14 protein-coding genes are annotated in these 13,432 nt (G+C 62.4%); 11 read left to right on the plus strand and 3 right to left on the minus strand.

The window, feature by feature from the left end:
* Positions 1–10 precede the first annotated feature (10 nt).
* Genes MKD49_RS13895 through rfbF form a run of 3 tightly spaced genes read right to left on the minus strand, consistent with a single transcriptional unit; the run spans position 11 to position 2,596 of the window.
* A complete protein-coding gene (locus tag MKD49_RS13895; RefSeq protein ID WP_134137055.1) occupies positions 11–1,234 on the minus strand; it encodes a class I SAM-dependent methyltransferase in 1,224 nt (407 codons plus the stop codon).
* Positions 1,231–1,788 carry a dTDP-4-dehydrorhamnose 3,5-epimerase family protein gene (locus MKD49_RS13900; protein ID WP_252696569.1) on the minus strand — a complete coding sequence of 186 codons (558 nt, stop codon included), beginning with the start codon at positions 1,786–1,788 and terminating at the stop codon, positions 1,231–1,233. The genes MKD49_RS13895 and MKD49_RS13900 overlap by 4 nt, the downstream gene beginning before the upstream one ends.
* A gap of 28 nt (positions 1,789–1,816) precedes the next feature.
* A complete protein-coding gene (gene rfbF, locus MKD49_RS13905) occupies positions 1,817–2,596 on the minus strand; it encodes a glucose-1-phosphate cytidylyltransferase (protein WP_134137057.1) in 780 nt (259 codons plus the stop codon).
* A 367-nt stretch (positions 2,597–2,963) separates the two neighbouring features.
* Between rfbF and MKD49_RS13910 the strand changes: the two genes are divergently transcribed.
* The 11 genes from MKD49_RS13910 to MKD49_RS13960 all read left to right on the plus strand — a co-directional run bounded on the left by MKD49_RS13910 (position 2,964) and on the right by MKD49_RS13960 (position 13,421).
* Complete coding sequence (locus MKD49_RS13910; RefSeq protein ID WP_252696570.1) at positions 2,964–4,505, plus strand: glycosyltransferase family 4 protein; 1,542 nt, start codon at positions 2,964–2,966, stop codon at positions 4,503–4,505.
* A gap of 5 nt (positions 4,506–4,510) precedes the next feature.
* Positions 4,511–5,353 (plus strand): hypothetical protein, encoded by an 843-nt coding sequence (locus MKD49_RS13915; RefSeq protein ID WP_252696571.1) that lies wholly within the window; start codon positions 4,511–4,513, stop codon positions 5,351–5,353.
* A gap of 364 nt (positions 5,354–5,717) precedes the next feature.
* Positions 5,718–6,668 carry an NAD(P)-dependent oxidoreductase gene (locus tag MKD49_RS13920; protein ID WP_252696572.1) on the plus strand — a complete coding sequence of 317 codons (951 nt, stop codon included), beginning with the start codon at positions 5,718–5,720 and terminating at the stop codon, positions 6,666–6,668.
* The gene (locus tag MKD49_RS13925; RefSeq protein ID WP_034331006.1) at positions 6,665–7,252 is read left to right on the plus strand and encodes an SIS domain-containing protein; all 588 of its coding nucleotides are present in this window, start codon (positions 6,665–6,667) and stop codon (positions 7,250–7,252) included. The genes MKD49_RS13920 and MKD49_RS13925 overlap by 4 nt, the downstream gene beginning before the upstream one ends.
* Before the next feature lie 2 nt (positions 7,253–7,254).
* Complete coding sequence (locus MKD49_RS13930) at positions 7,255–8,247, plus strand: GDP-mannose 4,6-dehydratase (RefSeq protein ID WP_252696573.1); 993 nt, start codon at positions 7,255–7,257, stop codon at positions 8,245–8,247.
* A gap of 85 nt (positions 8,248–8,332) precedes the next feature.
* A complete protein-coding gene (locus tag MKD49_RS13935; protein ID WP_209533854.1) occupies positions 8,333–9,160 on the plus strand; it encodes a transketolase in 828 nt (275 codons plus the stop codon).
* Positions 9,157–10,089, plus strand: coding sequence for a transketolase family protein (locus tag MKD49_RS13940; RefSeq protein WP_134223631.1), 933 nt, complete (start codon positions 9,157–9,159; stop codon positions 10,087–10,089). Before MKD49_RS13935 ends, MKD49_RS13940 begins: the two co-directional genes overlap by 4 nt.
* 1 nt (position 10,090) lies before the next feature.
* Positions 10,091–10,696 carry a haloacid dehalogenase-like hydrolase gene (locus MKD49_RS13945; RefSeq protein WP_252696574.1) on the plus strand — a complete coding sequence of 202 codons (606 nt, stop codon included), beginning with the start codon at positions 10,091–10,093 and terminating at the stop codon, positions 10,694–10,696.
* Positions 10,657–11,688 carry an aminoglycoside phosphotransferase family protein gene (locus MKD49_RS13950; protein ID WP_252696575.1) on the plus strand — a complete coding sequence of 344 codons (1,032 nt, stop codon included), beginning with the start codon at positions 10,657–10,659 and terminating at the stop codon, positions 11,686–11,688. Before MKD49_RS13945 ends, MKD49_RS13950 begins: the two co-directional genes overlap by 40 nt.
* A gap of 3 nt (positions 11,689–11,691) precedes the next feature.
* A complete protein-coding gene (locus tag MKD49_RS13955; protein ID WP_121040779.1) occupies positions 11,692–12,360 on the plus strand; it encodes a class I SAM-dependent methyltransferase in 669 nt (222 codons plus the stop codon).
* A gap of 5 nt (positions 12,361–12,365) precedes the next feature.
* On the plus strand, positions 12,366–13,421 hold the full coding sequence (locus tag MKD49_RS13960) for a zinc-binding dehydrogenase (RefSeq protein WP_121040781.1): 1,056 nt from the start codon (positions 12,366–12,368) through the stop codon (positions 13,419–13,421).
* The last annotated feature ends 11 nt before the right edge of the window (positions 13,422–13,432 follow it).

The following is a 13,432-nucleotide window of genomic DNA, read 5'->3' on the forward strand; positions in this document are numbered from 1 at the left end:
TTGGCCTCCCTCACCACACCTGAAGCTGCGGCACCGCGATGGCGAAGCGGCCGCCCCACGCACGGATCTCGGCCAGCTGCTGCGCGACCTCGTCCTTGATGTTCCAGGGCAAGATCAGCACCACGTCCGGTTTTTCGTCGAGCAGGCGCTGCGGGGAAACGATGGGAATATGACTGCCTGGCATGTACTTGTCCTGCTTGGAAGGTGCAGCATCGGCGACCATGGCCAGCAGATCGGGATGCACGCCGGAATAATTGAGCAGCGTGTTGCCTTTGGCAGCGGCGCCATAGGCCAGCACCTTCTTGCCGGCGCGCTTCTGCTCCAACAGGAAGGACAGCAACTGCAACTTGATCTCTTCGGCACGCGCCTGGAACCCTGCATAGCCCTCGATGCGCTCCAGCCCGGCCTCCCGCTCACGTGCCAGCATGGCCTGCACGGCCGGAGTGGCGGCGATAGCGGCATCGGCATGGCAGGCATAGATGCGCAGGCTGCCACCGTGGGTCGGCAGCTCCTCGACGTCGTAGACGCGCAGCCCCTGCGATTGCATCACGCGCTGTACCGCCACCAGCGAGAGATAGGAGAAATGCTCGTGGTAGACGGTATCGAACTGTGCCTGAGCGATCAGGTTCAACAGGTGCGGACACTCGACCGTCACCGTCCCTTGCGGTGCCAGCAGGGCGCGCATGCCGCCCACGAAATCATTGATGTCCGGGACATGCGCCAGCACGTTGTTGGCGGCGATCAGGTCTGCAGCACCATGGCTCTCGCGCAGCCGCTGGCCAAGTGCCACGCCGAAAAATTCCTCGACGATCGCAATGCCCCTGGCACGCGCGGCGTCAGCCGTGCTGGTGGTGGGCTCCACGCCCAGGCAGGGGATGCCCTTCTGCTGCACGTACTGCAGGAGATACCCATCATTGGCGGCCAGTTCGACCACCAGGGATTGCGCGTTCAGGTTCAGGCGTGCCGCAATCATGTCCACATAGCGCGCGGCATGCGCCAGCCAGGTGCTTGAGGTGGACGAGAAGTAGGCGTAATCGGTGGCAAAGAGCTGGTCGTAGTGCGTGTAATCCTCGGTCTGGACCAGCCAGCACTGGCGGCACACCATCACCTTGAGCGGATAGGTGGTTTCAGGACGACGCAGATCCTCGGCCCTCAGATAAGCGTTGGAGGGCGGTGAGAAACCCAGGTCGAGGAACGTGTCATGCAGTTCGGTCTGGCAGTGGCGGCATTTCATAGCGGTATTCCATCGAAATCGGGAGCCAGCAGCGGATGCTGGAGGTCGCGTGGCGACAGGTTCTGCGGTGGCAGCGGCCAGGCAATGGCCACGCGTGGATCATCATGGCGCACACCGCCTTCGGCATGCGGGACATAGGGAGCAGTATGCAGGTAGAGCAGCGAGCTGCCCGCTTCCAGGACCTGGAAACCGTGCGCACAGCCTTCCGGCACCAGCAGCGCGCGGTCGTCACCGGCCGCCAGCTCGACGCCGCGCCACTGCAGGAAGGTGGGCGAGCCCTTGCGCAAGTCCATCACCACATCGAAGACGCGGCCTGCCAGGCAGCGAATCAGTTTCTTTTCCGCGTGGGGCGCATGCTGGAAGTGCATGCCGCGTACGCTGCCGGGCTCGGCCGTGAACGAATTGTTGACCTGCACGATGCGGCTGCCCTGCAATACCGGTGCCAGTTCCTCGTCGCAGAACCAGCGCGCGAAGCTGCCGCGCGCGTCACCGCGCCGCACACTGGACACCACCGCCGCCCCCGCGATTCCGGTGGGCGTGATCTGCAGGTTCATGCGCACTCCCCGCGCCCGCAGGACGGGCTCAGCTCCAGGTCTTCCATCGTGCCTGGTCCTGGTCCCACATCTGGTTGAGCTGGATCTTGTCGCGCAGGGTGTCCATGCATTTCCAGAATCCGTGGTGCGGCCAGTTCAGCAGCCTTCCATCCCCTGCGATCTGCTCCAACGGGGCGCGTTCGAAGATGGTGCCCTCGCCTTCCCTGAGGTAATCGAACACGCCCTGGCGACATACCATGAAGCCGCCGTTGATCCAGCCCAGGTCTCCCGGCGGCTTCTCGCGGAAATCGCGGATGAAGCCGGCCTCATCGGTCTGCACCATGCCGAAACGCGCCTCGGGCTGCACCGTGGTCATGGTCACCAGTGCCTGGGGATTAGCCTGGTGATGCGCCACCAGAGCGGTCACGTCGACATCGGAAACGCCATCGCCATAGGTGAGCATGAAATCGCCCTCCTTGAGATAGTCGCGGGCGGCCAGCAAACGGCCGCCCGTCTGGGTCGACAGGCCGGTTTCCACCAGCGTCACTTTCCACGGCTCGGATTTGTTGCGATGGACTTCCACCCGGTTGTCGGCCAGATCGATGGTGACATCGCCCTGATGCAGAAAGTAGTTGGCGAAGAATTCCTTGATCAGGTAACCCTTGTAGCCCAGCAGGATCACGAACTCATTGAAGCCGTGCTGCGAATAACCCTTCATGATGTGCCACAGGATGGGCTTGCCACCGATCTCCACCATCGGTTTCGGACGCACATCGGTTTCTTCCCCAAGCCGCGTACCCAGACCGCCGGCGAGAATGACGACTTTCAATTTCTACCCCTAGATGAGTGATGATCCGTCAGCCATGAAAGTATTGCATCCAAAGCAACACTCTCACCAAAGATGCCTATGTTACCGGCTTTGCCAGCAGGAACAACCGTGGGTCTGGGCGGTTTATCGAGGCCAATTTGGCTTTTTGCAGTCCGCCGCAGCAGCCGGCCATGCGAGGATTTGTCGCCCTCTTTGCCGCCAATTCAGGCCATTCCCCGCAAAAGTGCACTGCTATACTGCGCCGATTGCATGAGGTCTGCCCTGCAGGGGGCGCAGCGCCTGGATGCCGCCGCCGGGGGCAGGAAGCCGGGGCGCTGTCCGTTGCGCAGATCATCGAGCCACCCAGAGACAGACCACCGAGTAGCATATGAGACCAGATTTGTTCGCCCGGCTGCACTCCCCCTACTACATCTTTGCGCCCGCCTTCTCCACCCAATCGGAAGAAGCCCTGCTGCTGCATCGCCTCTGCCACGCACTGAACCTGTGGGGCGAAGAAGCCTATGTCACCGAAGAAGGCAGCACCGCCCTGCGCACGCCGCGACTGACGCAAGAGCTCATCAACGCCCACCTGGCGGCCGGACGCAATCCCATCGTGATCTACGCCGGCAGCGTGGCCGGCAATCCCCTGTCCGCAGTGAACGTGGTGCGTTTCCTGCTCAAGCCTGGACAGGCCGCGCTGGCCGGCGAATTGCCATTGGCCTGGCAGCCCGGACTCGGTGGCGGCGTGCAACTGCTGGAATTGCCGCTGCTACCAGCGGCGGACCAGGCAGCCCGCCGCGACCTGGTGGCGGGGCAGTTGGACGACTTCATCCTGGCCAGCCAGCGGCGCTTCAACGCGCCTCCTGCCGCGCCGGCCTTTACGCCAGCACCGGTCCCGACGCGCCGCAAGAAACGGCTGGTGGTGTATTCGGTGGAATCGACCTGGAGCCCTTGCCCGCAGATCCGCCTGATCCGTCCCTTCGCCCATCTGCAGGACGAGTGGGAACTGGTCTGGGGCATCCAGAATGGCCAGCTGCAGAGCAATTACCTGGCCGATGCCGACCTGATACTGCTGCATCGCTACACCCCCGGCCTGATGTCGCTGGACGTGCTGCGTACCATCTTCAGTTCCAAGGTTCCCATCATCTACGAGTCCGACGACCTGCTCAACGAGATTCCGGCCGACCACCCTGAAGCCCAGCAAGGCGCGGCCTGGAAGACCGGCATCGAGTTCGCGGTCCGGCATGCGAAGGCCGTCGTGGTCTCTACCGAATTCCTCGCCGCCAAGTACCGCGAGCTCAATGCGGCGGTCCACGTCCTGCCCAACTACATCGATTTCGATCTGTTCTACCGTCCGGTTCCCCAGTCCACCGCCCCCGATGGACGCATCAACATCGGGCTGCTGGGCTCTTCCATTCAGCCCTCCAATTTTGCGCTGGTCGACCAGGCCTTGCGCGCCCTGGTGGAGCGCTACGGTACGCGCCTGCACATCGACTTCGTCGGCTGGGAGTGCCCGCAGGGCTGGGCCGGCCATCCGCTGACGACCTTCCATACCTTCGTGCATCAGTACGTGGACTATGCGGCGCAATTGCGCCAGTGGAACTGGGATATTGCGCTGATCCCGCTGGCCAGCGACGAATACAATCAATGCAAGAGCTACATCAAGTGGCTCGATTACTCGGCGGCCGGCATCGCCTCCGTCTTCAGCGACGTCTCCGTGTACAGCCAGGTCGTCACGCATGAGGTCACCGGCCTGTTGATGCCCAATTCAAGCCAGGCATGGCTGGACGCCATCACGCAACTGATCGAATCGCCCGGGAAGCGCCACGCCCTGGCCGCCGCCGGGCAGAAGGAAGTGCGTGAAGGCTTCGACCTGGCCGCCAAGGCCGCCCACTATCACGATGTCTACAGCCGTTGCCTGGCCCCCTGATGACCATGAACAAGCACATCCTGCAGATCCACTACGACGAAGCCAGCCGCCGCATGCTGGATCCCGGCTTCACGCCGCTTGAGATCGTCGGCAATCCCCGGCCTGACTGGCGCGAGTACTGGGGCATCCGCAATTATTTCCTGAACACGGCGCTCAATGAGGACGATTACTACGGTTTCCTCTCTCCGCTGTTCTTCGACAAGACGCGCATGAACGCGCAGCAGGTGCACGCCTTCATGGACAGCCGCCCTGGCGCGGATGTGTACACGTTCTCGCCGTCGATGTCGGATGCCTCGGCCTACCTGAGCGTCTTCGAACAGGGCGCCCGGCGCCATCCCGGCATCGTTCCGGTCGCGCAGGCGCTGATGGCCGACATCGGACTGGACGTGAACCTGCAATCGCTGATCAACAATTTCCGCTCCACCGCGTACTGCAATTACATCATTGCCAAGCCCGTGTTCTGGGACAAGTGGTTCGCCATCAACGAGCACATGTTCGCCCTGGCGGAGGCCAATGCCACGCCACTGGCGCGCAAGCTCAACGAAGTCACCGACTATGGCAAGAGTACGGTGCAGATGAAGGTTTTCATCATGGAGCGCATCGGTTCGCTGGTGATGGCGCTCATGCCCGAACTGCAGGTGACGAATCTGAACATTGCCGCCATGCGCTTCGGTGACCCGCTGTTCTATCCCTGCCGCGACGAGATGGTGGTCCTGGATGCGCTCAAGACTGCCTACCTGCATTCGGCCGACCAGGCTTACCTCGATCGTTTCCACGCCCTGCGCCACGACCTGCTGCGGCGCTGCGATCCCGAGTACCGACAGGATCGCCCAGCCAGCTTCTTCTGATCCGGCACTGGACGCCGCCCCGGCGCGGCGGCCATCCGGCCATTCAAGTTTTACCCTTTCCTTCCGTAGTTGAACGCATCGGTGCGGGCTTGCCTACCTGCGCGCGGGCGATCCTTCAATGACGTCCATGCGATAAATAGGGGGCAAGTTTCCTCGCTTATGTGGCCGTCGTCCGCCTGCCCAAGCTGTCAAGATGCAAGCATGGGCAAGACTCTCTGTGATATTTCTCCAGGGAAATTTCCTGCACTGCAAGCGCACGGTACGGCCTCGGCCGAGGTATCCGCAGCCGCCGGCCTGATCCGCTTTGGCCAGCCATGGCGCGATCACCACTGACAGTTTTTACATTAGGGAATCACGCGTAGATATGAATATTCTGGTCACCGGCGGCTGCGGCTACAAAGGCAGCGTTCTCGTCCCCAAACTGCTGGCGCGCGGCTACAAGGTGCATGTGCTGGACATCATGTGGTTCGGCAATTACCTGCCCCCCCACCCCAACCTGACCGTGACCGAAGGTGACGTGCGCAACATCGACCAGATCAACCTGGACGGTGTCGACACGATCATTCACCTGTCGTCGGTCGCCAACGATCCCTGCGGCGATCTCGATCCCAAGCTGACTTGGGAGGTCAGCGCACTGGCCACGATGCAGCTGGCCGACAAGGCCGTGCGCAAGGGTGTCAAACAATTCATCTACGCTTCTTCCGGCAGCGTCTACGGCGTCAAGGAAGAGCTGCAGGTCACCGAAGACCTGGAACTGAAACCGATCTCCGAATACAACAAGACCAAGATGGTCTCCGAGCCGGTGCTGCTGAGCTACAAGGACCGCATGATCGTCCAGATCGTGCGTCCGGCTACCGTGTGCGGCTACTCGCCGCGCATGCGCCTGGACGTGTCGGTGAACCTGCTGACGATGCAGGCGCTGGCCAAGGGCAAGATCACCGTGTTCGGCGGTACCCAGGTGCGTCCGAACATCCATATCGATGACATCACCGATGTCTACCTGCACCTGATCGATCATCCGGAAATCACCGGCGTCTACAACGCCGGCTTCGAGAACATCTCCATCCTGGACATCGCGCGCATGGTCGCCAAGCACATCCCGGTGGACATCGTGGTGACCGAATCGAACGATCCGCGCTCTTACCGCGTGAATTCGGACAAGCTGCTGGCCACCGGTTTCAAGCCGTCCAAGTCGGTCGAGACCGCCATCACCGAGATCATCGAGAAGTACCGCAGCGGCGTGCTCAAGGATGAGGACCGCTATTACAACCTGAAGTGGATGGAGCAGACCGTACTGTCTCCCAAGGCGGCATGAGCCCGGCACCGGTTTCGCTGACGGCGTTCCAGGATTACGCCACCCGCCTGCAGGCGGTACTGGCAGGTTCGGACTGGAATGGCGTGGGCCGCCTGGCGCAGGCCATGCAGGAATGCTGGCTCAAGGGCCGCCAGGTCTTTCTGTGCGGCAATGGCGGCAGCGCCGGCAATGCCATCCACCTGGCCAATGATTTCCTGTACGGCATCGCCAAGCGCACGGGCGGTGGCATGCGGGTCTCGGCGCTGTCGGCCAATGCCGCCGTGCTGACCTGCCTGGCCAACGACATCGGCTACGACCACATCTACTCCGAGCAGCTGGCCGTGCAGGCGCAGCCGGGCGATCTGCTGATCGTGCTGTCGGGCAGCGGCAATTCGGGCAACATCCTGCGTGCGCTGGAACAGGCCAGGAAGATGGATGTGCTCTCCTGCGCCATCCTCGGCTACAGCGGCGGCAAGGCCAAGGACCTGTGCGACATCCCGGTCCACTTTGCGGTGGATGACATGCAGATCGCCGAGGACATGCAGGTGATCGTGGGACATATGGTCATGCAGTGGCTGTACGAAAACAAACCCGCAGTGGAATGAACATGTCGGCAAAATATCTCATCATCGGCAGCAACTCGTTTTCCGGTGCCAGCTTCGTGGATTACCTGCTGCGCAACGGCAACGACGTCATCGGCGTGAGCCGTTCACAGGAGCCGCATCGCGCGTTCCTGCCTTATCGCTGGTCCGAGCATCAGGCCGCATTCACGTTCTACCCGTATGACCTCAACAAGGACCTGGCCGCGCTGACCGAATTGATTCAGCGCGAGAAGCCCGCCATCGTGGTCAACTTCGCCGCGCAAAGCATGGTCGCCGAAAGCTGGAAGAATCCGGAACACTGGTTCGAGACCAACGTCATGGCGACCATCCGCCTGCACGAAGTGCTGCGCCAGTGCGACTTCCTGGACAAGTACGTGCACATCACCACACCCGAGGTGTATGGCAGTACCGATGGCTTCATCAAGGAAGACACGCCGTTCAACCCGAGCACGCCCTATGCGGTGTCCCGCGCGGCGGCCGACATGAGCCTGAAGACCTACTTCGATGCCTACGGTTTCCCGGTAGTGTTCACCCGGGCCGCCAACGTCTACGGTCCGGGCCAGCAGTTGTATCGCATCATTCCGCGCACCATCCTCTCGGTGCTGACCGGGAAGAAACTGCAGCTGCATGGCGGTGGACTCTCGCGCCGCTCCTTCATCCACATGCGCGATGTATCGAGCGCCACCCACGCCATCGCCACGCGCGGTATCAATGGCCAGACCTACCACATCTCCACTGACGAGATCGTCAGCGTGCGCGAACTGGTCGAGCGCATCTGCGCCAAGCTGGACGTGGATTTTGCGGCCAACGTCGAGATCGTCGGCGAGCGCCTGGGCAAGGATGCCGCCTACATGTTGGATAGCAGCAAGCTGCGCCAGAGCCTGGACTGGAACGTGAAAGTCTCGCTCGACGAAGGACTGGATGAATGCGTCAGCTGGGTCCGGCAGAACCTGGACGCCATGCAGACCATGGAATGGAACTACGTCCACAAGCCCTGAGCCGCACTGATGTGCAGCCTCGGCGAATGCCGCATCGTTTTGCTGCCCGTTTGAAAGAACGGGCATTGCTTTTGGATAGATCGTTATGGCCCAAGACATTACCGCGCTGAAGAAAACAGCCAGCCAGCTGCGTGGCCGCATCATCGAGAATGCGCACCGCACCCAGACACCGCACCTGGGCTCCTGCCTTTCCTGCGTGGACATCCTCACGGCGGCCTATTTCGGTACGCTGCGCATTGATCCTTCCAGGCCGGCCGACCCGCTGCGGGACCGCTTCATCCTCAGCAAGGGACACGGTGCTGCAGCACTGTTCCAGGTGCTGGCCTTGCGCGGCTTCTACCCGATCGCGATGCTGGACGACTATGGCAAGGACGGCGGCATCTTCGCTGAACACCCCCCGACGCCTGATCACCTGCCCGGTATCGAGGCCGCTACCGGCTCGCTCGGCCATGGTCTGCCGATCGGCCTGGGCATGGCCCTGGCCGGTCGCATCCAGCAACAGCGCTATGACGTCACGGTGCTGCTGGGTGACGGCGAATGCAATGAAGGTTCGGTCTGGGAAGCCGCCATGATGGCCGCGGCCCAGCGTACCGGCAACCTGATGGTGCTGGTCGACTTCAACAAGTGGCAGGCCACCGGCCGCAGCGAGGAAGTGCTGGCTTTGAATCCGCTGGTGGACAAGTGGCGCGCCTTCGGCTGGGATGCGATGGAAATCGATGGGCACGACATGGCGACCCTGGTCGAGATCATGGGACGCCCGCGCGCACCCGAAGGAAAACCCATTGCCGTGGTGGCACACACCGTCAAGGGCAAAGGCGTCTCCTTCATGGAAGACGACAACAACTGGCACTACCGGATTCCCAATGCCGACGAAGTGGCCGCTGCCTATCAGGAACTGGGAGCTCAGGCATGAGAAACGCATTTGCAGATGAGATCACCAAACTGGGTAGCAGTGATCCGCGCGTGGTGCTGCTCTCGGGCGACATCGGCAACAAGCTGTTCGACAAGTTCAAGGCCGCCAACGGCACGCGCTTCCTCAACTGCGGCATCGCCGAAGCCAACATGATGGGCGTGGCCGCCGGCATGGCACTGTCCGGCTTGCGGCCCGTGATCTACACCATCACGCCGTTCACCACCACCCGCTGCTTCGAGCAGATCCGCGTAGATGCCTGCTATCACAACGTCCCGGTGATCATCGTGGGGACCGGCTCCGGACTGTCCTATGCCGAACTGGGGCCGACCCATCATTCGTGCGAAGACCTGGCGATCATGCGGGTACTGCCCAACATGACAGTGCTCGCGCCGGCCGACGAAGTCGAGCTGCGCCAGTGCCTGCGTGCTGCGCTCAAGCTCGACGGCCCGGTCTACATCCGTATCGGAAAGAAAGGCGAGCAGATCGTTCCCAAGCAGGACGAGCACTTCGAGATCGGCCGCGCCATCAATGTGCGCAGCGGCAGCGATGTCTGCCTGATCGGTGCCGGTACCTTGCTGCCCACCGTGATGGCGGCAGCCGATTTGCTGCAGGCACGCGGGATCTCGGCGCGCGTGGAGAGCTTCCACACCATCAAGCCGCTCGATGAAGCCAGCCTGGAGCAGGCGTTCGCGGGATACGCGGTGGTAGGCGTGGTGGAAGAACACAGCCGCATCGGCGGCCTGGGTGGTGCCATTGCAGAATGGCTGGCACGGCAGGAGCCCATGAAGGGGCGTCTGCTTGGCTTCGGCGTGGACGACAGCTTCATGCACGAGATCGGCTCGCAGGAATATGCCCGCGCCAAGTACGGACTGACCGCCGACAACATCGCCGCCAAGGTGGAGGCTGCGTTCCGGAAGACGGCAGGCTGAGATGCGCATCGGACTGGATTTCGACAACACCATCGTCACCTACGACTCGCTGTTCCACAAGGTGGCGACCGAGCAGGGGCTGGTCCCGGCGAGCTTGCCGGTCTCCAGGCTCGCCGTGCGCGACTACCTGCGCGAGGCCGGCCAGGATGCCGTCTTCACCGAACTGCAGGGCGATGTCTACGGCGCCCGCATGGGCGAGGCCGAAGCCTTTGCGGGCGTGTTCGACTTCATCCTTCAGGCTTCTGCGCGGGGTGCCGAACTGCTGATCATCAGCCACAAGACCCGCTATCCCTTCAAAGGTCCGCAACACGATCTGCATGCAGCGGCCACCGGCTGGATTGACGGCACGCTGCGCGCAGCCACCGGGAAGGACGCCGTGCAGGCCGTGTATTTCGAGCCGACCAAGGAGGCCAAGATCGCGCGCATCGCCGACTGCGGCTGCGATTACTTCATCGACGATCTGCCCGAGATCCTGCGCATGCCGGGATTCCCGCCGCAGACGGTGCGCCTGCTGTTCGATCCCGAGGGCAATCATGCTGCCACATCGGAATTCACGCGACTCAGTGGATGGCCGGGGATCCGGGCCTTCTTCGAGGAACGATGGTGAACACCGGGCTGCAAGCCACCATCACGGCCTTGCTGACACAGTCGGGACTGGATGCTGGCGACCTGCGCCTTACTGCGCTCGACGGCGGCGGCAACAACCGCGTCTATGCCGTCGACACGGCAGGTGGCCGCTATCTGGCCAAGGCCTATTTCAGCGATGCTGCCGATACCCGCGACCGCCTGGGAGCGGAGTACCGTTTCCTGCGCTACGCCGGCAAGCTCGGCTTGCGCTGCGTTCCGCGCGCGCTGGCCTGCGACCTCCAACAGCGGGTCGGCCTTTACGAATACGTCCATGGCGAGAAGATCGTCGCAGCACGACTGACATCGGCCCATGTCATGGACGCCGCACAATTTCTGCACGCCCTCAATGCGGCGCGGCACGACGGTCACGATCTGCCGCCGGCCTCCGAAGCCTGTTTCGATCTGACGCAACACCTGACCACCGTCGACCGGCGCATCGCGCGCCTGCAGGCCCTCGTCCCCGGCGATGCGCTGGACGCACAAGCGCAGGCACTGATCAGCGAGATGGCGGCAGTCTGGCAGCGCCACCGTGCACGGCTGGTTGCCGAGGGTCTGCCAGTGCTGTTGGAGGCGGACCGTTGCATATCGCCTTCCGACTTCGGCTTTCACAACGTCCTGCTGCGACCTGATGGCCAGTTGTGCTTCATCGATTTCGAATACGCCGGGTGGGATGATCCGGCCAAGATGATCGGTGACTTCTTTTGCCAGCCCGCCGTCCCGGTACCCTTTGGCGACTTCGAGGATTTTGCCGGCCAGGCACTGGCCTGGTCCGAGCGGGCCAGCTCCCTGCGTGAGCGCTCCCGGCAACTGCTGCCGGTGATGCAGGCCAAATGGTGCTGCATCATGCTCAACGAATTCCTGCCCGAGGCCGCGCGGCGACGGCAGTTTGCCGATGCCTCGATTTCAGTGGAGCAGCGCAAGCGCACCCAGCTCGACAAGGCGCGACAATTTTTCCAATCCAGACTGGTATAAGACATGGCCTACATCGACTTCCTCAGCTCCGTTCACAAAAGCACCCAGCGCGATTATCTGGCGCGCGTGAACGACCCTGAATTCCCCAAGCCCAAGGCGGCCGAGCTGGCCAAGCAATGGGGATTCGACTACTGGGACGGCGATCGCCGCATCTGCTACGGCGGCTATCGCTACATGCCGGGCCGCTGGGCACCGGTGGCGCAGGCGATGATCGACCACTATGGCCTGAAGGCGGGCGACAAAGTGCTCGACGTGGGATGCGGCAAGGGTTTTCTGCTCTATGAGATGTCGCTGCTGGTCCCCGGCCTGGAGATCCATGGCATCGACATTTCTCCCTATGCGCTGGAGCATGCCAAGGAAGAGATCCGCGATCGCCTGCTGTTGGGCAATGCCACCAGCCTGCCCTTCCCTGACCAATATTTCGATTTCGTCTTTTCCATCACCACGCTGCACAACCTGCACAACTACGATCTGGACAAGGCCTTGCGGGAAATGGAGCGGGTCGGCAAGCAGAAGTATGTTTGCGTAGAGTCATATCGCAACGAAACCGAAAAGGCTAACCTGCTGTACTGGCAGGTCACCTGCGAAGCCTTCTGCACCCCCGAAGAATGGGACTGGTGGTTCCGCCAGACCGGCTATACCGGCGACCATTCCCTCATCTATTTCGAGTGAACACCATGAGCATTCCCAAGACCATGCGTGCGGCCATCCTGGCCGAACTGCAACAGCCGCTGATCATCGATGAGGTCGAACTGCCGCCGCAGCTCGACGTCGGACAAGTGCTGGTGAAGATCGGCGTCAGCGGCGTGTGCGGCTCCCAGCTCGGTGAAATCGACGGTGCCAAGGGCGAGGACAAGTACCTGCCGCACCTGCTCGGCCACGAGGCCTCGGGCATCGTGGAGGAAGTCGGTCCCGGCGTGCGTTTCGTCAAGCCGGGCGACCGTGTGGTATTGCACTGGCGCAAGAGCCAGGGTATCGAATCGCTTCCGCCCAAGTACACCTGGCGCGGCAAGCCGCTCAACGCCGGCCTGATCGCAACCTTCAACGAATACGCCATCGTTTCGGAGAATCGTGTCACCCGTATCGATCCCTCCAGCGACATGGATGTTGCGGCACTGTTCGGGTGTGCGGTCACCACGGGCTTCGGTGTGGCCGAGAACAATGCGGACATCCGTTTGGGGGAATCGGTGGTGGTCTTCGGTGCCGGCGGCGTCGGCCTGAACATCATCCAGGCAGCCTCGCTGCGCTCGGCCTATCCCATCATTGCGGTCGATCTGCACGAAGGCCGGCTGGCGCTGGCCAAACAGGTCGGTGCGACGCACCTGATCAATGCCAGCCAGGTCGATGCACGCACAGCGCTGCTGGAGCTGACGGGCAAGCAGGGCATCGACGTCTTCATCGACAACACCGGACAGCCGTCCATCATCGAGATGGGCTATGAGCTGACCAAGGCGCAGGGACGCGTGGTTCTGGTGGGGGTGCCGCGTGCCGGCCGCAACATCAGCATCTACTCGCTGCCGCTGCACTTCGAGAAGACCATCAGTGGCTCGCATGGCGGCGAGGCCGTGCCGCATGTCGACATTCCCCGCTATACCAGGCTGCTTGATGCCGGCCTCATCCAGCTCAAGCCGCTCATCACCGAGCACTTCAAGCTGGACGACATCAACGTCGCCATCCAGCGCATGCGCAGCGGTGCCATGTCGGGCCGCTGCCTGATCCGCATGCACGACTGACCCAGCGCGAG

Source organism: Herbaspirillum sp. WGmk3 (assembly GCF_023952535.1).
GTDB classification, from domain to species: Bacteria; Pseudomonadota; Gammaproteobacteria; order Burkholderiales; family Burkholderiaceae_D; genus Herbaspirillum; species Herbaspirillum huttiense.

Coding starts and splice junctions, on each gene's coding strand:
- MKD49_RS13895 (WP_134137055.1), bottom strand. CDS start 1,234: ATGAAATGCCGCCACTGCCAGACCGAACTGCATGACACGTTCCTCGAC.
- MKD49_RS13900 (WP_252696569.1), bottom strand. CDS start 1,788: ATGAACCTGCAGATCACGCCCACCGGAATCGCGGGGGCGGCGGTGGTG.
- MKD49_RS13910 (WP_252696570.1), top strand. CDS start 2,964: ATGAGACCAGATTTGTTCGCCCGGCTGCACTCCCCCTACTACATCTTT.
- MKD49_RS13915 (WP_252696571.1), top strand. CDS start 4,511: ATGAACAAGCACATCCTGCAGATCCACTACGACGAAGCCAGCCGCCGC.
- MKD49_RS13920 (WP_252696572.1), top strand. CDS start 5,718: ATGAATATTCTGGTCACCGGCGGCTGCGGCTACAAAGGCAGCGTTCTC.
- MKD49_RS13925 (WP_034331006.1), top strand. CDS start 6,665: ATGAGCCCGGCACCGGTTTCGCTGACGGCGTTCCAGGATTACGCCACC.
- MKD49_RS13930 (WP_252696573.1), top strand. CDS start 7,255: ATGTCGGCAAAATATCTCATCATCGGCAGCAACTCGTTTTCCGGTGCC.
- MKD49_RS13935 (WP_209533854.1), top strand. CDS start 8,333: ATGGCCCAAGACATTACCGCGCTGAAGAAAACAGCCAGCCAGCTGCGT.
- MKD49_RS13940 (WP_134223631.1), top strand. CDS start 9,157: ATGAGAAACGCATTTGCAGATGAGATCACCAAACTGGGTAGCAGTGAT.
- MKD49_RS13945 (WP_252696574.1), top strand. CDS start 10,091: ATGCGCATCGGACTGGATTTCGACAACACCATCGTCACCTACGACTCG.
- MKD49_RS13950 (WP_252696575.1), top strand. CDS start 10,657: ATGGCCGGGGATCCGGGCCTTCTTCGAGGAACGATGGTGAACACCGGG.
- MKD49_RS13955 (WP_121040779.1), top strand. CDS start 11,692: ATGGCCTACATCGACTTCCTCAGCTCCGTTCACAAAAGCACCCAGCGC.
- MKD49_RS13960 (WP_121040781.1), top strand. CDS start 12,366: ATGAGCATTCCCAAGACCATGCGTGCGGCCATCCTGGCCGAACTGCAA.